Here is a 23,289-nt window from a genome sequence, read left to right as displayed (position 1 = left end):
CCCTCTGCGGCCCGGAGCCGGAGTCACGACGTCCGGAAGGCCGGGCCGCACCTCCCCCGTGGCCGGTTCGGCAGGGTGCAGCGAGGGTGCTCACGGCATAGTCTCGACCGGTCGAACGTCGTCCCCGCGTGAGCCGTCAGCCTGCAACACCCTGTACGGGTGTTTGCTCCTGTGCGCCCTGATGAGTTCGCGCATCAACCACAGGCCGGAGGGGAACACCGTGGCGAACATCCCCAACATCGATGAGTTCGGCATCAACAAGACGCCGCATTCGGTTGCCGTGGGAAATTTTCGGTACTTGTGGATCACCACCAGCAACACGGCCGTCGTGAAGGTCAACCCCAACAACCCCAACAGCATTCAGACGATCTCGAGTCCAGGATTGCCCGAACTCACCGCCGGGGTCATGAAGGATCCGGTGTCGGAGAACCAGCGGATCTGGTTCGCGGCACCCGTCAGGCAGGACCCCATCCTGTCCATGGAGACCTACGGCAACTACCCGGTGTCCGTGTACCCCTTGGAGCCGGACGCCCAGGCGGAGAGCATCAAGCTCCGGACGACCAACAGGGGCACCATCGGCCAGCCCGTCTACGAGTACAGCCTGCTGTTCGCCGAGCCGCAGCACAGCTACGTCGGCATCCTCCCCATCCCCGCCGGCGGCGGCGGATACGACAAGATGCCCATCGGCCGGAGCACCTGGCTCTGGGACGTGGCCGTCACGACGGATCCGGACGGGAAGAGGCACACCTACTGGGCCACAGGCCAGAAGAGGGCCAGCAACCCCGTCAGGAACGAGAACGGCCTGTACAGGCGCTCACCCGGACAGACGGTATGGGAGAGGGTCGAAATCCTCGACAACCCGGACCAGAAGCCCTTCTACATCATCGCGGACACCGAGGCCATCTGGCTCACGGCCACCGGTCCGAACCAGGTGATCCGCTATGACATCAACGAAGGCACCACCCGTACCGTGCCCCTGGACGACGCGGTGCCGCAGCAGCTGGTGTTCTACACCAACGACAAGGTGTGGGTGGCCTCCAGCAAGGGCCTGCACGAAATCGACCGGCACCAGCCGGGACCGGGTTTCATGGTCGGTTTCCCCGACGGCGGCGGCGCGAAGGGCCTGTGCGTCGGTACCAACGGGGAGCTCTGGTACACGAATCCCACGAAGAAGACACTGGGTCGCTACCTCGTCCCGCCGCCTCCGTTCGGCGGGGCCTCCCTCGTCGGCCGGACCCAGGTGGTGTCCCAGGGCCGGTCCGTGGTGCACATGAAGGAGTACGTCGAGCAGCCGCTCATCGCCGAGTACGTGGCCAATGGTCACCCCGTACCGGGAATTCCGCTCACGTGCCGCATCGAGGCGGACGGGACGACCTTCGAGGACGGGTCCCGGGAACGTGTGATCCTGACCGACCAGCGGGGCCGGGTCGCCCTGCCGCCGGTGACGGCCGGGCTGATCGAGGAAGTGGCCGTCCTGAGCGTCGGCCTGGGCGACACCGAGCCGCACGCGACCACCACGCTGAGCATCACTCAGCCCTAGCCCGGCGTCACCTGTGCAGCTTCGTCCCGCCTCTCGGGAAGGAACAGCAATGACAGCCACAGCGATCCCCACCCAGAGCACCGACAAGTTCCCCATCGGCGCGGCCGCCGTGGACCTGGCCTGGCAGAGCGACGACCAGAACCTGTGGTTCGTGACGGCGGAGGGCACCGTCGGCTGCTTCGAACCCCGCGCGCCCTGGAGCAACACCGTCTTCACCCCGGGACCGACGTTCACGGGCACCGCGAACTCCCTGATCGCCTGGCCCGGCCACGGCGTGTGGACCTTCATCGCAGGGCAGAGCAGCTCCGCCTTCGTCAAGTGCGACAACAACGGCCACTACCAGGTCCACGCGCTGGACAGCGGGCGGGACTGCCGGTCCATGGCGCTCGCCAGGAGCCGCGAGGGCTGGGACCGCATCGTCGCGGTGCTCACCGACCGGAACCGGCTGGCCTTCATCGACTCCGCAGGCGTCGTCTCGAATTCGCTGGCCTACCCAGACGGCCTGTACGGGGTCGCCGTCGCGGAGCGGGAGCCGACCCGCTACTGGCTCAGCTCTCCCGGAGGCAGGTCGCTGGTCAGCTACGACGCCCACACCGGCGCCTTCTCCCCCGCCGTCAACATCGGGGTCGAGGCACGGGACGTGGCGGTCACACCGGCGGGCGACACCGTATGGGTGGCCACCCCCGACAACGCGGTCTTCAAGTACAGCGTCGAGGACGGTCTGATCACCCGCGTCGACAGCCCCTTCCCGGCCCGCCGTCTGAAGGTGGTCGCGGACGGCACCCTGTGGTTCGCCAGTCCCGAGGGCGACGCCATCGGCTATGTGCTGCCGGGGCAGAGCAGGGCGGCCACGATTCCCACGGGTGACGGCTCGCGGCCCTCGGGGCTGGCGGTGTCCGCCGACAGCCAGTTGTGGGGCGCGCTCTCCGGTGAGAATGCCCTGCGGCGCGTGTCCCGGTACCGGCTGGCCGTCGTGTCCGGGGACGCACAGTCGGCCGTCGTCGGACAGCGCTTCCCCGAACCCCTCGTGGTCAAGGCCACCCAGCTGGACGGCACACCGGTGGCCGGGCAGCGGATCGAGTTCTCCGTCGAGGGCGGCTCGGCCGTCTTCGAGAACGACAGGCCGACGGAGATCCAGTACACCGGCAACGACGGCGACCAGCTGGGCATCGCGACGAGCAGCCTGCTCAAGGCGCTCAAGGAAGGCCCCTGCGTCGTCACCGCGCGCTGGGTGGAGACCGAGGCCGTCGCCTCCTTCTCCCGCCTGACCGTCACCCCGCCGGTGGGGGCCGCGCACCATGTCCGCTATGTCTCCGGGGCCGGGCAGACCGTTCCTCCGGGGAAGTCCTTCGACGAGCCGATGAAGGTCGTCGCGGAGGACAAGAACGGAAACCCCGTCGCCGGCGCCGAGGTCACCTTCAAGATCCGCGACGAGGGCGCGGCGACGTTCCCCGGCGGGGTGGACACCGTCAAGGTGACCAGCGAAGCCGACGGTTCGGCCACCTCGCCGGTTCTGACGGCCGGTGACAAGGCCGACGTCTTCGCCGTACGGGTCTGGGTCGCGAAGACCCCGGTGAGCCTGCTGCTCGACCAGTACATCCAGTGACCGCCACCCGCTGACCGACCCTCCCGGCTCCCGCTCCCAGGGCGGGAGCCGGGCCCGGCGGCCGGCACCCGGACGACCGATGGAGGAAACCACCCCGCCATGCCCAAGAACGGATCGCCGCTGCGCACGGAGTACGACTTCGAACTCCCCAACGGCTACGTGGACGACGCAGGCACCGTCCACCGCCGGGGCTCCATGCGGCTCGCCACCGCCCGCGACGAGCTGTCGCCGCTGATCGACCAGCGCGTCCGGGAGAACCCCGCCTACCTGGGGGTCGTCCTCCTCAGCCTGGTCGTCACCCGGCTCGGCACCCTGACCGACATCCACGCGGGCGTGGTGGAGCGGCTCTTCGCCCAGGACCTCGCCTACCTCCAGGACTTCTACCGGCGCATCAACGGCCTGGACTCCGGCCACGGCGCCGTCGCCTGCCCCTCCTGCGGCACCAGCTTCGCGCTGCCCGCGCCGGCGCCCGGCGGCCGCCTGGGGGAAGCATGACGCACCCGGCGCGCCGGCTCCGTGAGGAAACCGCCTGGATCGCCTACCACTTCCACTGGGCGTACGACGACATCCTCTCCCTGCCGCATGACGAACGGCGCGCATGGGTGCGTGAGATCGCCAGGATCAACGGCACGGTGGGGGAAGGACGGTGAGCCTCGCGGGCGCGCTCGGCGCGCTGGCCGCGCGGCGGCAGCGGAGACGGCCGCGCCGCCGGGACGGCCGGCGCGACGTGCCGGTCCCCGCCGTCCCGGCAGCCCCGGAGTCCGGCCCTGCGACTGCCGGTTGGCGCGAGGTGCCGCCCGACGGGCTGCTGCGCCTGCCCGTGCCGCCCTCCAGCGGGTTCACGGCCTTCCGGCAGGACCTCGCGGCCTGGCGCCCGGCGCCGCTGGTCACGGCCGGCGGGCGGCTGCTGCCGCGGGCGGTGCCACGGGCGCTGGGCGCGGGGGTCCTCCAGGTCTCCCCCACGCCGCCGCTTCCCGTCGCCGTGGACCCGGCCCCCGGGCCCGCAGCGGGGGTGGCGTACGACGTGCCGCGCCCGCCGGGCGTCCCGGTGAACCAGGGACCCACGGCAGGCGTACGGTCCTCCGGCGACGCGCCCAAGACCCTGCCCCCGCAGGGCCGGGTGCGGGTCCTCGCCACACGGGACGAGGGCACAGTCCGTCACCCCAACCCCCGTTTCGACCCCGGCCTGCCGGACGACACGAGGACGCGTGGGGGCCGACCGGCGCCCGGCCCGGCGTATGACGCCGGGCGCCCGAAGAGCCCGGGGCACAGCGGGGAGAACCCGCGTCCTGAGGGGGGCGGTCTCGCGCCGGCAACCTCCGGCCACCAGGGCCAGGACGTGAGCGAGGCCCACCGCAGCAGCGAAAGCCCCGAGCACGGCACCGTGCTCCCCCACGGTCCGGGCCACGTCAGAGCCGAGGGGCCCGTGGCAACCGCGGGCGACCGGCCGGACCGCCCCGCTCAGTCCCCCGGCCTCCCGGACCGTGCCGAAGGCCGGCAGCCCCCGCCCGGCTCACGCCTGACAACCCCGGACAGCAGGCCGGCACGCCGCACCCGAACCCCTGACGGCCCGGACAACGCCGGGGAACGGCGGGTCCCGGGCGGCCTGCCCGTGGCAGCCGTAGCGCCGGTGGACCGGGAGCCCGACCGTGGCCGGCCGGCCTTCCGGGAGGCCGGCGGCCTCGTGGGCAACCCAGCTGCCATGCCCCTCGGCGATCCGGCACGCTCCCCCGACCGGCCGGACCGGGTTCAGGCCCCCGTGCCCCGCCCGCCCGCGGCCCCCCGGCCACCCGGCGACAGCGGCCCGGAGCCGCCGCCTGCAGACCTGCCCGCCGGCGAGCGCAAGGGCCCCCGTCCCGCACCTCCACGGAGCACGGAACGCGCCCTCGACCTCATGGACACGCCCGTGCCGGACAGCCGGGAGCAACCCGGCCTCCGTCCGGGACCGGCCGGAGCCCCCGGCCCCGCGGCACCGCCGCACATCCCCCTGCCCGCGAGGGAGCAGTGCCAGGACGCTCCCCCGCCCGCCGCCGGTGCGGCGCCGCAACCCGCCCGGCGCCCGCGGCCGGAACCGCCGCCGCGCCGCCTCCGCATCGGGCAGCCGATCACGCGGGTGCCCGACACCGCCATGCCCTTCGCACCCCCGCAGCCCGCCCCGCCCGCACCACCCGGCGGAGCCACCGGCAGCACGGCCGACGGGCCCCGGGCGCCCCGGCAACCGGCCGCGCCGGTCTCGGTGCCGTCCCCGGCACCGCTCCCGCCCCCGGCACCCCCCGCGTCCATCGCCCCGGACGCCTCCGCCGTCGCTCGCGAAGTCGCCCGGCAGCACGCCGGGCTGCTGGCCGAAGCCGTGCTCCCGGCTCTCGGGCCGGCGCTGCGGATGCGCCGGGCGGCGGCGCGGCCGCAGTGGCCGCCGGAAGGCGGCGCCTGGGGAACCTCCGCACCCCGGTGACACCCCTTGCCGAGACCGACGACCGACCCACGGAGTGCTCGCCCATGCCGGACCAGCCGTTCGCCGTCAGTTCCCACTTCCAGCTGTCCATAGGCATCCACGCCCTCGGCTCCTTCACGGCGTGCGACGGCCTCGGCTGTGCCATGGAGGTCGAGGAGCGGGTGGAGGGCGGGACGAACGGGCACGTGTGGCAGTTGCCGACGCGGCTGCGCTACACCAACGTCGTGCTCAGCAGACCGCTGTCGCAGGAGACCGTGCTCGTCTGGGCCTGGCTGCAGCAGCAGGTGATCGAACCCGTGCGGCTCCCCGGGCAGCTCGTCGCGCTCGGCCCGGACCGGCGGCCGCTGGTGCGGTGGCTGCTCGACGGGGTGCTGCCGGTGCGCTGGAGCGGTCCCACGTTCGACGTCGAGCAGTCACAGCCGGCCCGCGAGACCTTGGAGATCGCCCACAGCGGCTTCCTGGGGATCACCGTCTGACCCCCGCCCCCGAACCCGCCGGAGAGGACCACATGCTGTCCGAACTCCTGGGTGGCGCACCGGTGCGCGCCGCCCTCGTGATCCACGATCCGCCGACCGGCACGGGCACCACTCCGGGGCCCGAACGCGACCGGGTCCGGCTGCAGTTCAACCCGGAACGGGTCCAGGTCGGCAAGCAGGCCCGCTGGGACCGCAGCCGGGCGCCGTCCAACGGGGAGGCGGCGCGGGCCCAGTTCGTGGGCGCGCAGCCGCGGACGATGACGCTGGAGGTGTTCCTGGACGCCGCCGGTTCGGGGCCGGATGTGCAGAAGCAGGTGGAAAAGCTGCTCGACTGCTGTGCCCCGACGGCGCGGAGCACCACCGCGAAGCCCGCGTCCGCGCCCTGGGTGCGGCTGGAGTGGGGGCATGCCCGGACGACCGCGTTCCTGGCCCTGGTGACGCAGGTCGACGCGGCGTACACCCGGTTCGGGCACGACGGGACGCCGCTGCGCGCCACCTGCACCGTCTCCCTGGAGGAGGTGGGCGGTTCGGTGCCCCGGCAGAACCCGACGTCGGGCGGCGACGGGCCGGTGGACACGCATCTCGTGGTCGCCGGCGACAGCCTGGCCGGGCTGGCCTGGCAGGCGTACGGCGATCCGGCGAGGTGGCGGGAGATCGCCCGGGCGAACGACGTCGACGACCCGGCCCGGGTGCCGGTGGGCACCGTGCTCGTCCTGCCGGTGCTCCAGGAGCGTGTCGTGGGAGGTGCCGGGTGACGGAGAGGCTGTACGCGGCGGAACCGGTCGTCGCCTTCGGCTCCCCCCTGCGGGAGGAGTGGGCCGACCAGCTCGTCGAAGCGAGCGTGGACACGGCGGTGGGCCTGCCGGCCCGCGCCACCTTGCGGTTCCGGGACCCCGCGCACCGGTTGCTCGCCGCGGCCGGAATCGCCGTGGGGGCGCCGCTGACCGTGTCGGTGGCCGCGGCGCGCCGCCGGACCAGGGTGGGGATCTTCGACGGTGAGGTCACGGCGCTGGAGACCGAGGTGGACCCGGACGGGACGTTCACGACCGTACGGGCCATGGACCGGGGGCACCGGCTGACGCGGGGGCGGCGGGTGGCCGCCTACGTCGACACCACCGTGGCCGAGGTCGCAGGCCGAGCGGCCGCCCGGCACGGGCTGGAGGCCGGCCGGATCGACGCGGAACGCACCCGCATCCAGCACCTGGCCCAGCCCAACCTGACCGACTGGGAGTTGCTGAACCACCTCGCCGACCAGCGCGGGCTGCGCCTGTCGGTCGAGGGCAGCACCGTCCACATGAGCCGCCCGGCTGCGGCGGGCGGGGCGCCCGCGCCCGGTACGGGGGCGGATCGCAGCCCGTTCGTCCTGGAGTACGGGGAGAACCTGCTGGCGCTGCGCGCCTCGGTGTCCTCCGAGGGCCTGGTGGCCGGGGTGGAGGTGCGCGGCTGGGACCCGGCCGGCAAGGCCGCGTTGTCGGTGCGGGCCGGTGCCGGGGACAGCACGCGGCTGCGCCTGGGCGTCACGCCCGGGCGGCTCGGCGCGGCGTTCCCCGGCCCGGCACCGGACCTGCTCGTCGGCGGCCGGGGGTACGCCACCGCCCAGCAGGTGGACGCGGCGGCCCACGCGCTGGCGGAGGAGTCGGCCGCGGCGATGGCGCACCTGTCCGCCGAGGTCGCGGGGACCCCGGAACTCGCCGCGGGACTGCCGGTGACCCTGGCCGGGGTCGGCGAGCCCTTCGCCGGCAAGTACACGGTCACCGCCTGCAGTCACACCTTCGACGGCGACCACGGCTACCGGACCGCCGTCCGGGTCGGCCCGCTGCCGCCGCCCGTCGTGCCGTACCCGCCGCCGCTGTGCGCACTGGGCGTCGCGGTGGGGATCGTCACGGACATCAAGGAGCCGGGGCAGGGCGAGCGCGGGGCCGTACGGCTGCGCCTGCCGTGGCTGTCGCAGGACTACGTGACCGACTGGGTCCGTACCGTCCAGTGGGGCGGGACGGGCGGTGGCGGGGTCTTCGCCCCGGAGGCCGGGGACGAGGTCCTCGTCGGCTTCGAGCACGGGCGCCTGGACCGGCCGTACGTCCTCGGCGGCCTCTACAACGGCCTCGACTCCCCCACCGACCACGGTCTGCCGCTGGTCGACAAGGACACCGGACGCACCAACCGGCGTTCCCTGGCGTCCCGTTCGGGCGACCGGCTCGAACTGCTCAGCGCCACCGACGGCCCCCAGGGCGTCCGGCTGCGCACGGGTGACGGGAAGCTCGCCACCCACCTCGACCGCAAGGACAGCACCATCGCGCTCACGGCCGGGGAGGGCGGGACGACCCTGCGGGTCTCGCTCGACGCCCGTGGCGACGGCACCCTCACCGTCGACGCGGGCACGGCGGGCAGCCTGGTCCTCAAGGCCGGCACCGTCACCGTCACGGCCGACGACGGCAAGGGCGGGGGCGAACTCACCTTCACGGGCGCCACCGTGACCGTTGAGGGCACCCGGGAGCTCAAGCTCCATGGCGGAAAGACCAGCATCACCGGCAACACCGTCGACATCAACTGACACTCAACTGACGTCGCGCAGGCGCATGAGGACGGGAGGACGGCCGTGGACATCATCGGCGCGGGGTGGGCGTTCCCCGCGGTCATCACCGGCACCGGGCGAGTGGGCCTCGCGAGCGGCGGCGAGGACGTGGAGCAGGCCGTGCGCATCATCCTGTCGACCGCGCCCGGCGAGCGGCCCATGCGACCGGAGTTCGGCTGCGGCATCCACGGCCTGGTCTTCGACTCGCTCGACGCCACGACCGTCGCCCGCGCCGACGCCGAGGTACGCCGGGCGCTCGACCGGTGGGAGCCGCGGATCGAGGTGGACGACCTGGTGTTCAGCACGGACTCGGCGGACACCGGAGTGCTCTACATCGACGTCCGCTACCGGCTGCGCGCCACCAACGAACCCCGCAACCTCGTCTTCCCCTTCTACACCCTGCCCGGCGACTCCCCGAGTGAGTGACCTGCCCATGGCCGACGTTCCCGTTCCCGACCTGGACGACCTGCGGTTCCAGCCGCTCGTGGATGCCGCCAAGCGCGCCCTGCCGCAGCGTGTGCCCGAGTGGACCGACCACAACGTCTCCGACCCCGGCATCACCCTCGTCGAGGCCTGCGCCGAGCGGACGGACCAGCTGCTCTACCGCGTCAACCGCATGACCGGCCGGCAACGGTCCGCCCTGCTGCGCCTCATGGGCATCACGCCTCTTCCCGCCTCGCCCTCGCGCATCGAGGTCGCCTTCACCCGGACCGGCGGTACGACCGGGCGGCGGGAGATCCCGGCGGGCACCGTGGTCCGGACCGAGGGCGGGGAACCGGTCCTCCTGGCGACCACCGGGCGGCTGGTGCTCGAGGACGGGCAGTCCACCGGGACGGTGGCGGCCGTCGAGCAACTCGTCGAGGTCACCGAGGTGCTCGGCGTCGCCGACGGTCTCCCGGCCGGCCGTTTCCCGACGGGCCACCGCCCCTGGGGGCCGGCCGCCCCGGTCGCGGACCCGCCGTTCGGCCCGCCGGTCACCGTCCTGGTCGACGGCGTCGAGTGGCCGGCCGTGGCCACGTTCGCCGAGGCGGGGCCCGGCGACCGGGTCCACTGGTGGGACGACGCCTCCTGCGAGGTCGTCCTCGGGCCGCTCGTCCCCACCGGGGACGGGCCCGAGCAGCACGGCGAAGTGCCGCCCGAGGGCGCGCGGATCGGCGCGAAGTACGCCGTCCACCGGGGCCGGAAGGGCGGTTTCCCGGCCGGTACGCCCCTGACGGTGGTCGGCGAGCCGGGGCTGACCGCCACCGCGCACCGTGTGGTCGCGCCCGCCGAGGACGCGGAGGACTGGCGGCAGGCGCTGGACCGCGCCGGGCTGGGCCTGGCACCGCTGCGCCGCGCGGTCACCGCCGCCGACCACGAGCAGCTCATCGAGGAGCACGTGCCGGGGCTGGCCCGGGTCCGGGTCACGGCGCTCACCCGCCCCACCGACTCGCGCGTGCCCGCCGCCCTCCAGGCACCGCCCCGCCCGCCGGCCGTCCTCGCCTGCGCCGTCGCCGCCCGGAACCCCCGACGGGCCGTGCACTACTACGACGGCGGCGGAACCATCACCCCGCGCTCCCTGCCCCTGCACGAGCCGGGCCGGGCCACCGACGCCGTCGGCGACGACGCGGTGCCGCCGGCCGTGGCGGAGGCCGGGTGCCTCGACGCCGTGATCCGCACCGAGGCGTCCGCGCCCAGGCTCTGGTTCTACCGGGACAAGTGCCTCTGGGACGGCGGGCAGTCGCCGCAGCCCGTCGCGGACGCGTTCCCCGGCCTGCCCACGGCGTTCTCGTCGGACCTCGACGAGGTCGCCGTGCTCGCCGCGGACCAGGCGGCCGACGCGTACGAGCTGTTCTTCTTCAAGGGCGAGACGTTCCACCACCGCGCCTACACCTACTCCGACCGGGCGTTCGTGCCCCGGGCGGACAGCCGTGGCGTGACGTCCCTGATCTCCGAGGCCTTCCCCGGGCTCTCCCCGCAGTGCCAGGAGTCCCCGGACGCCGTGGTGGCCGTCAACGGTGTCTTCTTCTTCATGAAGGGGTCCCGGACCGAGCCCGCACTGTGGCGCCGCGAGGACGACCCGCTCCACGTCGTCCTGGTGCCCTGCGTCGACGGGGACCCCGCGCAGCGCCCGCCCGACGGCGCGTTCGGCATTCCCCCGGACACCCTGGCCGCCGTGAAGCAGGTCGTCGACGCCTCCCGTCTGCTGGGCGAACGGCTGCACATCGCAGAACCCCGCTACCACCCCTTCCGCATCGCCGCGACCGTACGCCCCTGGAGCAGCACGGCGGCGGACGTCGACCGGGCCCGGGAAGGGGCGGAGAAGGCCCTGCGCCGCTGGTTCCACCCCACCGCCGGCGGGCCGGACGGGCGGGGGTGGCCCTGGGGCCGGAGGGTCCACGCCGGCGACGTCTTCACCGTGCTGGAGACGGTGCCGGAACTCCGGGGCACGAACGACGTGGCCCTGACCGACGCGGCCGGGACCGTGCCGTCCGTCGAGGTCTCGGACAGCGGCCTGGTCCTCCTGGGCGACGTGGACATCGACGTCGACACCACCGACGGCTGAAGCGAGAACCCCCGGAGACGACCCCGGAGACCGCCCTGGAGACGGCCCTGGAGACGACCGAGAGGACCCCACGTGACGACTTCCTCCGCACGCCCGCTCCCGCTGCCCGCCGTCTACCGCCGCGACACGGTGGCGCAGGCGTTCGCGGCCGCGATCGGCGAGGCCCTGGCCCCCGTCGAGGAACGGACCGACGGCCTCGATGCGGTGCTCGACCCCTGGCGCGCGCCCCCCGCCTTCCTCGACTGGCTGATCCGGATCACCGGCGCCCGCGTCGAGCCCGGCTGGACCGAGGTCCAGCGGCGCAAGGCGGTCGACCTCGCGCCCCGGCTGGCCGCGTACCGCGGAACGCCGTACGGGCTGCAGCTCGAGGCGCGGGAGATCCACCGCTGGTCGCCGCCGGACTTCACGCTCGTCGTCGACGACCCGGGCCTCGTCTTCACCGAAGCCGACCCCGCGCCCGGCGCCGGGCGCATGCTCACCGTCACCCTGACCGCCCCCGCCGGGGAGGACCAACGGGCGCTCGAGAGCCGCCTCACGCGCCTGGTGCGGGCACACTGCCCGGCCCACCTCCCCTTCAAGGTCGTCGTCAACACCGCCCACGGCTCCTGACGAGAGGTCATCGCAGGGATGAGTCTGCCGACGCCCGAGTACGACGGGCGCACCCGCGACGAGGTCGTCGCCACCGCCGTCGCCGCCGTGCACCGGCGGTTGCGGACCTGGACCGGGCAGGACCCGACCGACCCCGGCCGGGGCCTGATCGAGACGTGCACCGACATGGTCATGGCCCTGCGCGACCGGCTCGATCTGGCCGCGGACCAGCGCCGATTACAGATGCTGCGCCTCCTGGGCGTACGACCGTACCGGCCCGCGCCCGCCCAGACCGAGGCCGTCTTCCAACTCGCCGCGCCCTCGCCCGAACCGGTGGTCGTGCCCGCCGGCCAGGAGGTGGCCACGCGGCCTGTGGGGGACGGGGAGCCGGTCGTCTTCAGCACGCTGACGGACGCGGTGATCAACCCGTGTGTCCTCGTCGCGGCTGGCGACTTCGCGGAGTCGCGGACGGCCGACGGCTCGCTGGAGGGACGGCTGACCGCGTTCGGCTCGGGGGCGAGCCGGACCGTCGAGCCCGGCGACCTCGCCTTCGCCGGGCCGGCCTTCCACCTCAACCTGCCCTACCTCGGCGACTTCACCCTGCCCGGGGACGCCCCGGCGGACACCGGCCCGGTGGCCGGCACGGCCGGCGCCGGGGACACCTCCTACGCCCTGGCCGTCCTCTCGGTGCCGGTCCCGGGCACACGGGTGACGCTGGACGTCCGGCTGGGCGCGGCGGCACCGGGCCGCGTCGTCCGGGGCCAATGGGAGGCATGGCAGGGCACGCACTGGACCGACTGCCGGGTCGTCACGGACACCGTGACCGCCCCGGACAGCCCGGGCAGGGTCACCCTCGACCTTCCCCCCACCCATGCCCCGGCCCAGCTCCTGCTCCAGCGGCCGGACGACCAGGGCGGCCTCTTCCGGCAACGGCTGCGGGACGTCGGCCTGATCCGCTACCGCACGGACGCCGGCCGGAGCCCGCTGACGCACATCGCGCTCCACCCCGTCCTCGCCGTCACCGTCCCGGTCGTCCAGGCACGGCTGGTGCGCAACGAGACCCTGGGGACCGCGACCGGCACCCCCGGCGAACGGCTCCGCTTCGACCGTGCGCCGCTGCCCCGCAGCACCGACCCGCTCGTGGTCGAAGCCGTTCTCGACGACCGGGCGGCCCAGTGGACGTACGTCGCCTCCCTCGCCGGATCGGGGCCCGACGACCGGCACTTCACCCTGGACCCGCGCACCGGGGAGGCCGTCTTCGCCCCCGTCGTGGCCGGCGCCCGGGGGCCGCGCCGGCACGGGGCGCCGCTGCCGGCGGGAGCGGTCGTCCGGATCCGGCGCTATCTGACCGGTGGCGGCGCCCGGGGCAATGTGCCCGCCCGCACCCTCACGGTGCTCCGCACTCCCCTGCCGTACGTCTCCTCCGTGACCAACCCCGCGCCGGCCGTGGGCGGTACGGAGGGCGAAACTCCGGCCGCCTGCGCGAAGCGCCTGCCCCTGGGCTCCCCGGTGCCGGAACGGGCGGTCGTCCCCGGCGACTACGAACAGCTGGCGCTGGCCGCGTCGGCGGGCATGGCCCGCATCCACCACGTCCGCGACATACCCCACGACGCACTCGACCCGGCCCGCAACTACCTGCCGTGGGAGCCGTCGAAGACCGACGTCCGCTTCACCCTGGCAGCCGGCGTCCGGACGGTCCCCGCGGGGACCGCGGTCACGACGAACGACGGGAAGACGGTCTTCACCACCACGCGGGACGCCGGACGCGTGCCGCCGGAAGCCGCCGGCGCGGCACGGCTCCGCCTCACCGAAGGCGTCACCGCCGCCATCGGCATGTTCACCGCCGACGACTACCAGGAGGGCGGGGCGTTCTCCGGGCCCTTCAAGGAGGGTGGCGGCCTGATCCTCGCCCTGGTGAGGATCGGGAAGGCGCACGATCCGCGTCACCTCACGCTCTGGGTGGCGGCGGACGGTGACCGGAAGGCCGAGGAGCGCGTCGCGGTGTCGGTGTTCGGGCCGCGGAAGGAGACGGCGTGGTGGGACACCGCCGCCCCGCTCGCGTACGCCGCCGCGCCCGCGCAGAAGGTCATGGTGGCGGGCGGCACGGAGATATCGGCCCACCCCGTCCCCCTGAGCGAGTCCGCACGGTGGCGGTCCGCCGTCGAGAACGGTGAACTCGCCACGAGGGCGCAGGACGCCGTCGAGGGGACCGGCCTGCCGACGGACGAGGCCTCGTGCTGGATCGCCGTCCAGATCCTCGACCCCGAGGGCACGCCCAAGACGACGTACACGGTCTACGCCGACTCCGGAAGCACGGCCGAGGTTCCCGCCGAGCAGTACGAGCAACGCAGCGAGGGCACGGGGACGTTCACGTCCACGGGCAAGCCGGGGCAGGTCTTCCCACTGCTGTACTCCCCGGTGCACGGGCAACTCCCCAGGATCTGCATCGACTTGGAGGACTGGGACACCGTCACATCCTTCGAGGCGTCCGGGGAACACGACAAGCACGTGGTCGTCAACGCCAGCACGGGGCAGGTCCACTTCGGCCCGAAGGTGACGGGCGGCCCCTCGGGCACCCGGCAGTACGGCGAAATCCCGCCCGAACACGCGGCCGTCTCCGTGCACGGCTCGTACCGGACCACCCTCGGCGCGGCCGCCGACGGCATCGGCGTCGGCATGATCTGCCGACTGAGGACGCCGGACGGGGGCATCGTCGGCGTGCACAACACCTCCGTCTCGCACGGCGGCAGGAACGGCTACACCGACACCAGCGGCGGCAGCACCCGGGCCGGCGTCACGCTGATGGTCGTCCCCTTCGTCACCACGGACGAACGGGGCTGGTTCCCCTACCACATGCTCACGCCCACCCGCGACGCCTGCGACACCCTGCGCCGCGCCCTGCGGGCCTGCCAGCCGGAAGGGGTCCCGGTGTGGCTGGTGAAGCCCGGCTACCACGGCGTCCGCTTCGACGCCCGCATCGTGCCCGCCGACTACCGCACCGCCGACGAACGTGCGGAACTCCGCGCCGCCGCCGAACGCGCCCTCTACCGCTACTTCAGCCCGGTCGGCGGCGGCCCCGACGGCACCGGATGGCCGCTGGGGCGACCGGTGTACGCGGGCGAGGCGTTCCGCGTCCTGGAAGGCGTGCCGGGCGTGGGCCGGGTCGCCACCGTCGAAATGGTCCCGGTCGACCCGGAGACCGGTACGCCGTCGGCTCCCGTCACCCGGATCGACTGCGGGCCGGGCGAGACCGTCTACTCCGTCGAACACCGCATCACCGTCGCGGAGGTGCCCTCATGAGCGGCCGGAACGACATCGGCAGCGACAACGGGCCTGCGGTGCCCCGGCTGGTTGCCCCGGGCTGGGGCGCGGACGTCCTGGTCGTGGCCGGCCTCGCCGAGCCGGACCGTCCCGAGGTCCGTACCGCGCCGGTGGGGAGCAATCCGCGCGCCGTCGCCGTCAGTACGGACGGCACCCGCGCCTACGCCGCGAACCACGGCGCCGGGACGCTGTCCGTCGTGGACCTCGGCTCACCGGACACTGCGGTGTTGCGTGCCGTGGCCGCCGGGGAGAATCCGTGCGCCGTGGTCGCCGGGCTGTCCGGCGACCAGGTCTGCGTGGCCGACCGGGCGGGCGACCAGGTCCTGGTGTTCGACAAAGAAGGGCAGGTGCCCGTCCCGCTCCCCGTCGGAGCCGGCCCCGGTGCACTGGCGACGGCCCCGGGCGGGCAGGCGCGACGGGTCTGCGTCGTCAACGAGGCGGACGCCACGGTGTCCGTGGTCGACGTGGGTTCGGCAGGCTCGCCGTCGGTGACGGCGACCGTCCCGGTGCCCGGGGCCACCCGGGCGATCGCAGTGGCGAAGGGAGGACGGTTCGCGTACGTCGCGAGCCGGGGGGATGGTCCGGCCGACGGATGGGTGACGGTGCTGGACCTCGACGCGGGCGGCGAGACGGTCGGTGCGCCCGTGCCCGTGGGGGCGGAGCCGCGCGCCCTGGCTCTCGGCCCCGAGGGGAACCGCCTCTGCGTGGCGAACTACGGTTCCGCTTCGGTGTCCGTCGCCGCCGTGCACCCGGTCACCGGGCTCGTCGGCACCCCGGTGTCCGTACCGGTCGGCCCGCACCCGGTCGACGCGGCCTTCACACCGGACGGAGGCCTGATCCTCGTCGTGGGCCAGACCTCGGGTACGCTCACCGCCGTCCGGCCGGACACCCGCATGACCATGCGCCTGGACGGGGTGGGGGCGGTCCCCGCAGGAGTCGTTCCCAGCCCGGATGGCCGCTTCGCGTACGTCAGCGACCTGGCCACCGGACAGCTCGTCACCGTGCGCACGGCTCCCCGAAAGACGGGCGAGGTCACGACCGGAGCCGGGTCGACGCCGGTCAATGTGGCCGTGTCCCCGGACGGCACATGGGCGTACGCCGCCGACCCGGCCTCGGAGAGGCTGGCGGTGCTCACGCTCGACCCCCTGTCCCCCGGCACTGCCGTCGACCTGGGCACCGGTCATCAGCCGTGGGACGTCGCCATCGCGCCCGACCGGCGTTTCGCCTGCGCGACCAGCCCCGGCTCGTCGTCCGTCCTCGTCCTCGCCCCGGCCCGCGACGAGACGCTCACAGCCGGCGGCGAGGTCACGGTGACTCCCGTCGCGCTGGCGCCCGGAGCGGACCCGCACGGCGTCGCCGTCACCCCGGACGGCCACTACGCGGTGACAGCCGACTCCGGTACGGCCACGGTCTCCCTCGTCGACCCCAGGGGCGGCCGGTACACGATCGACACCGGTGTCGTGGACTGCGAGCAGCCCACCGGAGCTGCACTGTCCCAGGACGGCACGACCCTGTACGTGGCCGACTTCGCCCGCACCGACCCAGGTCAGCAGGGCGGCCGGATCGCGGTGCTGACCCGCACCGGCCCGGGACAATGGCAGCGGCAGGGAGTCGTCGACGCAAGTACGGGGCAGCTCTCGGGCCCGCACGAGCTGGCCCTGTCGGCCGACGGACTGCGGCTCTGCGTCGCCAACTACCAGAACGGGACGGTCTCCGTCCTCCAGCGCGCGACGGTGAACGGCCAGTGGACTCTCCACATGACCGTGGCCAAGACGCCGACGCCCATGAGGTATCCCAACGGGCTCGCCCTCACGCCCGACGGCAGCACCCTCTACGTCTCCAGCGCCGCCGGGCAGAATGCCACGGTGGAGGTCTTCGACATCTCCGTGCAGCCCGCGACGCACCAGCGGACGATCGCGGTCGAGAACGGCCTCCAGACCCCTCCCGGGCTCGCGCTCTCCCCGGACGGACGGTACCTGTACGCGGCCGTGTCGAAGGCATGGCTCGGCGACGACGCGCCCTTGGGCACGGTGTACGGCATCGATCTGGCCGGGGGCAGCGACTCGATGACCGTCGTCGCGACGGCCCCCGCCGCGAGCACCGACAGGCCCAACGCGCTCTCCTGCCGTGACGACCGGACCCTGTATGTCGTCAACCAGGGGCGCAAGGACGCTCCCGTGCGCGAGGCGTGCCTGGCCGTGCTCACCCTCGACACGACGCGCCTCGCAGTGGAGAAGACCGAGACGCTGCCCCTCGACAGGAACGACCTGCCGTACGCGATCGCCGGTCTCGGGGACGGCACCTGCTGCGTCGCCAACTTCGCGAGCGGGACGGTCACCGTCCTCACCTCCAAGGTGACCCCGATTCCGGTGGGTCTGCCGGAAGCCTCCCGGCCGTGGGACGTCGCCGTCACCGACGACGGCGTCCACGCCTGCGCCACCGACCGCACCGCCGCGTCCGTCCACTGCGTGCGCCTGGCCGACCACCACGTGACCTCGCTCGGTCTGGGCGGGGAGCCCATGGGTGTGGCCTGCGCCCCGGGCGGTGCCCGTGCCTATGTCGCCAACCACGGGGACGACAGCATCGCGGTCGTCGGCCTGTCCGGACAGCGGGGCGTGCCCGAGGTCGTCGCCACGTGGCGGCACCCACTGATCGTCAAGCCCGAGTCGGTGTCGGTGTCGGCGGACGGCGCCTGGCTCTTCGTGACCACCGAGGACAACGGAGCACTCCTGATGCTCGACACCACGACCGGAAACCCTAGCTTCACCGTGCCGGCCGGCCGGGGACTCGCCGGAAGCGCGCCGGACCCGCGCTCCGCGGTGCACGTGGTGTACCTCGCCGACGCGGCGGGCGCGGTCGTGGCCGCGGTCGACACCACGGCGCTCGCCCTTGTCGGTGCGACGGAGGCGGCACTCGACCTGAGGCAGGCACAGCGATGATCCAACTGGTCGACATCGCGCTGGAGTCCCGCGTGCGGGACGACGTGACCTGTCTGCCACCCGAGTTCACAGTCACCTTCCAGCCTCCCGGACGCGAGGCCGGGCTCGGCGAGACAGCCGGCTCCGAGGCGGTCGGCATCTATCTGTACGACATCCGCGAGGACCTGGACCGCCGGCAGACCGGCACCGTCTATCAGTACTCCGTGCCGCCCGTCCGTATCGCCGGGCTGCCGCCCAAAAAGAGGGCGCAGTTCGACCCGCCCCGGTACGCGCGGCTGTCGTACCTCGTCACCGCCTGGGCACCGGACGCCCTCATCGCCCACCGGATGCTCGGGGACCTCCTGGTCGGCTTCGCCAGGAGCCGGGAGCTTCCCGTGCCCCTGCCCCCGGAGCTGGCGGAGATGGAACTGTCGGCACTGCTGGATGTGGGCCATCCCCCGACCGAGGACCGTGCCCTGACCGAGCTGTGGAGCGCGGTCGGCCACACTCTCGTCCCCACCCTGAACGTGACGGTGACCCTTCCCCTGGTCTCGTTCGTCCCGAAGGAGTACACCCACTGGGTGGCCGAGCCGCCGGTCGTCAACGACGGCATCATGCCGGGCCCGGTGGACGGGGGCGGGGACGGGTCCGGAGACGGGTTCGGAGACGGGTCCGGAGACAGGGAGGCGCCGTGACCGCTTCCGCCATGGGGCGCGCCCGGACGTCCGTGCCCACGGCGGCGGACTGGCTCCTCACCCGGCTGGCCGTCGTCGAGGCCACAGTGCGGCGGGCCATCGCCCTGCGCACCGGTGAGGATCCCGAGGCCGCCGGCGGCCTGCCGGATCTCCAGGAGGCGCCTTTCGACCCGTTCCAGGGGCTCTACGTCTCCGACGACATGGCCCCGCACCTCCTGGACGCGCCCTCCGGCCCGCTGTCCCCCGCGTCCTTCGAGGAGGCGCTCGCCGCCACCGTCCGTACCCGGGAGGACGAGGCCGCGGCGGCCGGCGACGCGCCGCCCGTGCGCCGCCTCGCCGAGGAGTTCGGCCTGGACGAACTCGCTCTCGGCGTGCTGGTGATCGCGCTCGCCCCCGACCTCGACGCCCGGTTCGAGCGCTGCTACGGCTACCTCAACGACGACGTCACGTGCCGCCACGCCACCGTCGGCCTCGCCCTCGCCCTCTGCGGCGTGCCGACCGCTTCCGCGACCGCCCGCAGGCTCTTCTCCGCCGACGCGCCCCTGCGCGCCGGTGGTCTTCTGGACCTCCTCGACTCCGCACGCCCGTATCCGACACGCGGGCTGCGCGTCCCCGACCGGGTCACCGCCCATCTGCTGGGCGACGACACCCTGCCGTCCCCGCTCCGTCACGTGCTGGCCCTGCCGGGACCCGGCCGACCCCTCGGCGAGGGCCCGTTGGCCGGGACCGTACGGCAGGTCGGCCGGCTGCTCGCACACCCCTGGCCCGTCTACCTGCGCGACAGCGGCGACGGCACCGCGGAGGCAGTCGCCGAGGCGGCGCTGGCGGCGTCGGGGCGGGCCGCGCTCCGCCTGGACCTCCCGGCCCTCGGCCACGACGCGCAGCCGTCCGAGTCCGTCCGTGCGGCGCTGCTGGAGGCACGGCTGCGCGGCTGCGGGCTGATCGCCGGGCCCGTCGGCTCCCCCGACGACCGGCACGTTCGCACCCTGCTGAATCCGCTCGCCGACGCGCCACTTCCCCTGGTCCTCACCGGCAGCCGGCCGTGGGACGCGCGCTGGACCGCCATACCCCCGGTGGCGGCCGACTGCCCGCCCCTGACGTACCCCGAACGCGCCGCGCTGTGGCGGTACGAACTCCACGCCCGGGCCGTGCCGGACCGGAGCCCGGAGACCGCCGGCGCCACGAGCGACGAGACCGACGCGGAAGCCGTGGCCGCCGGCGCCCGGTACCGGGCCGGCCCCGGCCGGATCCGGGCCATGGCCACGGCGGCCTGCCGGCAGGCCGCCGCACAGGGCGTCCCGGTGGATGCCGTCACCGTCCGGAACACGGCCCGCTCCTGGAACGGCAGCGCGCTCGGCCATCTCGCCCGGGCCGTACGGCCCGCCGTGACCTGGGACGACCTGGTGCTGCCCGACCGGACACACGAGCAGCTGCGCGACCTCACCCGGCGTGTGCGCCACCGCGACCGCGTCCTGGGAGAGTGGCGGATGCGGCCGGGCGGGGGGCGCGGACGCGGCGTCACCGCCCTGTTCAGCGGCGGATCCGGGACCGGCAAGACCCTGGCCGCCGAGGTCGTGGCCGCCGGCCTCGGCCTCGACCTGTATGCCGTCGACCTCGCCACCGTCGTCGACAAGTACATCGGGGAGACCGAGAAACACCTCGAGCAGATCTTCGCCGCGGCGGACGCGGCCGACGCGGTCCTCCTCTTCGACGAGGCCGACGCCGTCTTCGGCAAGCGCACGGCCACCCAGGACGCCCACGACCGCTACGCCAACACCGGTACCTCGTACCTCCTGCAGCGCCTGGAGTCCTTCGACGGCCTGGCCCTTCTCACCACCAACATGCACGCCAACATCGACCCGGCCTTCCTGCGCCGCCTCGACCTCGTCATCCACTTCCCCGCACCCGACGAAGCCCTGCGCCGGGCCCTGTGGGACCGCTGCCTGGGCCCTGCCGTGCCCCGGGCCGGCGATGTCGACCAGCCGGGTCTCGCGGCCCTCGCCGGGGCCTTCGACCTGTCCGGCGGCGCCATCCGCTGCTGCGTCGTCACCGCCGCCTACCGCGCGGCCGACGACGGCCGCCCGCTCGCCATGGCCGACCTGCTGGCGGCCGTCCGCGAGGAGTACGCCAAACTCGGCCGCTACGTGGACGAGTCCGCCTTCCCGTCGGAGGTGCGGACGGCGGAGGTACGGACGGCGGAGGTACGGCCATGAGCCCCGGCCCGTCACCGGCACCGGCTCCCGGCATCCACCCGGAAGCGGCGGCCCAGGCCCCCGCTCCGGCCCCTCCGCAGCCGGCCGAGGACACGGCCGCGACGCTGACCGGACGGCTGCGGGCCCTGCAGCAGGAGGCCGGCAACGCCGCGGCCGCCCGGGCCGTCGCCGGCCCGGCCGGGCAGCGCCCCGCCGGCGCGCCGTTCGGTCACCGCCGCCTCCTGGCGTCACCCGGCTGGCACCAGGCGGCCGAGCTGTACGAGCAGCGGCTCGGTGCGGCGCTGGCCGCCGCCCCCGAGGTCGGCCGCGCCGCCCGCACCGCCGTGCTGCGGCTGTACGAGGTGCTGAGCCGGGGGTTCACCCCGGAAGCGGCGGCGGGCGCGTTCCTCAAGGACGACCCGGAGAGTGCCGGCCAGGTGGGCACCGAGGGCGATGCCGGGGCCAGGCTCCTCGAGTGGACGGCACCGGGCTCGTCCGCCACCGTCCGTGAACTGGTCACCGCCTTCTACAACGCCGCGTACTACAAGTACGGTCCCCAGCCGCGGCCGCACGCCGACGAGCGGCAGGTGTCGCTGAAGACCCTCGTGCACCGCGTCGTCCTCGACGGGGACCTGCGCCTGGCCCGCGAACTGGGGCTGGACGCCGAAGCCCTGGGCGCCCAGCGTGCGTTCCTGACCGGGACCGCCCGAGGCGTCCTCGGCCGTCTTCCGCACGACATACGGCGGTTGTTCGCCGCGGACGTCTTCGCGCTGGGAAACCTGACCCTCCAGCACGGTCCGGGGACGACGCTGTCGATGGGCCGCAGCCAGCGCGGCCGCTCGGAGCGCCCGGAGCCGGAGACCGGACCCGGTAAACGCACGCTGCGCGACTACCGCGACCTGGGCGTGCCCCTCAGCGAGGCCGAGACGGCCCACGCCCGGCGCAGCACCGCGCCCCTGTCCGTCGAGGGCCTCGGCGACGACCTCGCGCCCGCCCGGCACACGGTCACCCCGGACGAACTCTGGGCAGCGCTGACCGGGCCGGGCGAGGAGGGGCCGGAGTTCCCCCTGCCCTGGGCCTCGGGGCAGGCCGCCTTCGCCATGGACACCACGGACAGCTGGTACCGCAAGCATCACGGGCGCGGCGCGCCCCTGGTGGCGGGCATCTCGGGGACGACCACGCGCATGCTCAGTGCGTTCCGCTGGCTGCGGGCCGTACCGGGCGGCGCGAACAGGGGCGTGCCGGAGCGCCTGGAACGCGAGTTCTTCCTCGCCGTCGCCGCGTGGATGCTCCCGGGCCGCGACCATTCCCTGTACGAGATCCTGCGCGGCGCCAAGGCCGCCGGCCTGGCGGGCCTCACGGCCTCCTCCAAGGACATGGCCCGGATGTACCGGGACTTCGACGCGTTCGTCAGGGGCACGCTGCCGACGGCCGCGCTGCCCGAACTGCCGTACGCCGCGCTGTACGAGGAGAAGGCGCGGGCCGAGCCCGGGCACGGAGGCATGGTCACCGTGGACGACCGTACGGTGCGCCGGGCGCGCCGCACCCAACGGTCCCTGCTCAGGGAGCCCCCGCGGGCCGACCTCACCGCCTGGCTGGGCGGACAGGGCCTCACCGGCGCGGACGCCGACGCGGAACGCGCCCGGTTGGGGGCAGAACTCCGCTTTCCGTACCTGCTCGCGCTGGCGGAGTACACCGGGAGCAACCACCAGCTCGTCAACCGCGTCCTCGCCGCCCCCGGAGCCCTGGGCACGGTGGGCGTGCAGCGGCTGGTGGACGAGATGGTCTCCCTGTTCGTCCAGGGCGAGACGGTCGAAGTGCCGTACGCCACCTGGCGCGACCCGGAACTGCAGCGGCTGATCGACGCCTACCGGGCGCCGGGCCTCGACGACGCGGAGCGCCGGGTGCTTCTGGAGCCCGTCCGGAGGCGTATGCACGCGCTCGCGGACACCCTGCGGGCCGAGGGCAAGACCCATGCCGACATGCTCACCGAGGCGCTCGGCAAGCTGCCGCCGGTGAGGGGCGTGGTGTACCGGGCGGGCTGGGAGCTGGTGCCCCGGGAGCGGATGACGTTCAGCGGCTTCACCAGCACCAGCCGGGACCGGGGGGAGGCCGAGAAGTTCCTGCCCCTGCAGCATCCGCCCGCCGGGGGCCGCCGGGTGCTGTACTGCCTGGAGCTGACCGGGCACGGCGGGCGGGACATCGCCTACTTCTCCCGGGAGCCGGACGAGCAGGAGGTGCTGCTCCTGCCGGGTGCGGTCTTCACGGTGAACATGCGCAACCGCGGCGAGAGCACGGAGGTCAGCGGCCGTGAGTGGCGCTACGACTTCGTGTGGGCCACGGAGGTGTCGTAGGCCGCGTGTGCGCCCGTGTGCCCTGCCCGC

The 23,289-nt window shown here is 74.2% G+C and carries 16 protein-coding genes; all 16 read left to right on the top strand.

From position 1 onward, the window contains the following. The first annotated feature begins 220 nt into the window (after positions 1-220). The 16 genes from AC1Z4A_RS31890 to AC1Z4A_RS31815 all read left to right on the top strand — a co-directional run bounded on the left by AC1Z4A_RS31890 (position 221) and on the right by AC1Z4A_RS31815 (position 23,259). On the top strand, positions 221-1,540 hold the full coding sequence (locus AC1Z4A_RS31890) for an NHL repeat-containing protein (protein WP_483683366.1): 1,320 nt from the start codon (positions 221-223) through the stop codon (positions 1,538-1,540). A gap of 49 nt (positions 1,541-1,589) precedes the next feature. Beyond that, positions 1,590-3,146, top strand: a complete 1,557-nt coding sequence (locus AC1Z4A_RS31885; protein WP_483683365.1) for a hypothetical protein — start codon at positions 1,590-1,592, stop codon at positions 3,144-3,146. Between the two features lie 99 nt (positions 3,147-3,245). Next, positions 3,246-3,641: a hypothetical protein gene (locus AC1Z4A_RS31880; RefSeq protein ID WP_483683364.1), complete on the top strand. Its 396-nt coding sequence runs from the start codon at positions 3,246-3,248 to the stop codon at positions 3,639-3,641. Continuing rightward, complete coding sequence (locus AC1Z4A_RS31875) at positions 3,638-3,796, top strand: DUF6760 family protein (protein ID WP_483683363.1); 159 nt, start codon at positions 3,638-3,640, stop codon at positions 3,794-3,796. Before AC1Z4A_RS31880 ends, AC1Z4A_RS31875 begins: the two co-directional genes overlap by 4 nt. Next, a complete protein-coding gene (locus tag AC1Z4A_RS31870) occupies positions 3,793-5,598 on the top strand; it encodes a hypothetical protein (RefSeq protein ID WP_483683362.1) in 1,806 nt (601 codons plus the stop codon). Before AC1Z4A_RS31875 ends, AC1Z4A_RS31870 begins: the two co-directional genes overlap by 4 nt. Before the next feature lie 44 nt (positions 5,599-5,642). Then, positions 5,643-6,074 carry a phage tail protein gene (locus tag AC1Z4A_RS31865; RefSeq protein WP_483683361.1) on the top strand — a complete coding sequence of 144 codons (432 nt, stop codon included), beginning with the start codon at positions 5,643-5,645 and terminating at the stop codon, positions 6,072-6,074. A gap of 32 nt (positions 6,075-6,106) precedes the next feature. Beyond that, a complete protein-coding gene (locus tag AC1Z4A_RS31860; protein ID WP_483683360.1) occupies positions 6,107-6,829 on the top strand; it encodes a CIS tube protein in 723 nt (240 codons plus the stop codon). Further along, positions 6,826-8,625 (top strand): VgrG-related protein, encoded by a 1,800-nt coding sequence (locus AC1Z4A_RS31855; protein WP_483683359.1) that lies wholly within the window; start codon positions 6,826-6,828, stop codon positions 8,623-8,625. The genes AC1Z4A_RS31860 and AC1Z4A_RS31855 overlap by 4 nt, the downstream gene beginning before the upstream one ends. Before the next feature lie 45 nt (positions 8,626-8,670). Further along, a complete protein-coding gene (locus AC1Z4A_RS31850) occupies positions 8,671-9,072 on the top strand; it encodes a GPW/gp25 family protein (protein WP_483683358.1) in 402 nt (133 codons plus the stop codon). 7 nt (positions 9,073-9,079) lie between these two features. Continuing rightward, complete coding sequence (locus AC1Z4A_RS31845; RefSeq protein WP_483683357.1) at positions 9,080-11,191, top strand: baseplate J/gp47 family protein; 2,112 nt, start codon at positions 9,080-9,082, stop codon at positions 11,189-11,191. Between the two features lie 72 nt (positions 11,192-11,263). Continuing rightward, positions 11,264-11,800: a phage tail protein gene (locus AC1Z4A_RS31840; RefSeq protein ID WP_483683356.1), complete on the top strand. Its 537-nt coding sequence runs from the start codon at positions 11,264-11,266 to the stop codon at positions 11,798-11,800. 18 nt (positions 11,801-11,818) lie between these two features. Further along, positions 11,819-15,079 (top strand): putative baseplate assembly protein, encoded by a 3,261-nt coding sequence (locus tag AC1Z4A_RS31835; protein WP_483683355.1) that lies wholly within the window; start codon positions 11,819-11,821, stop codon positions 15,077-15,079. Next, positions 15,076-18,039, top strand: a complete 2,964-nt coding sequence (locus AC1Z4A_RS31830; protein ID WP_483683354.1) for a beta-propeller fold lactonase family protein — start codon at positions 15,076-15,078, stop codon at positions 18,037-18,039. Before AC1Z4A_RS31835 ends, AC1Z4A_RS31830 begins: the two co-directional genes overlap by 4 nt. Beyond that, the gene (locus AC1Z4A_RS31825; protein ID WP_483683353.1) at positions 18,036-18,713 is read left to right on the top strand and encodes a Pvc16 family protein; all 678 of its coding nucleotides are present in this window, start codon (positions 18,036-18,038) and stop codon (positions 18,711-18,713) included. Before AC1Z4A_RS31830 ends, AC1Z4A_RS31825 begins: the two co-directional genes overlap by 4 nt. Continuing rightward, on the top strand, positions 18,710-20,926 hold the full coding sequence (locus AC1Z4A_RS31820; protein ID WP_483683352.1) for an ATP-binding protein: 2,217 nt from the start codon (positions 18,710-18,712) through the stop codon (positions 20,924-20,926). Before AC1Z4A_RS31825 ends, AC1Z4A_RS31820 begins: the two co-directional genes overlap by 4 nt. Beyond that, positions 20,923-23,259 (top strand): ADP-ribosyltransferase family protein, encoded by a 2,337-nt coding sequence (locus AC1Z4A_RS31815; protein WP_483683351.1) that lies wholly within the window; start codon positions 20,923-20,925, stop codon positions 23,257-23,259. The genes AC1Z4A_RS31820 and AC1Z4A_RS31815 overlap by 4 nt, the downstream gene beginning before the upstream one ends. Positions 23,260-23,289 lie beyond the last annotated feature (30 nt).

It is taken from the genome of Streptomyces sp. 17_S59, assembly GCF_056930295.1.
The sequence above is the reverse complement of the archived record's forward strand: the minus strand, read 5'-3'. Positions and strand labels throughout refer to the sequence as shown.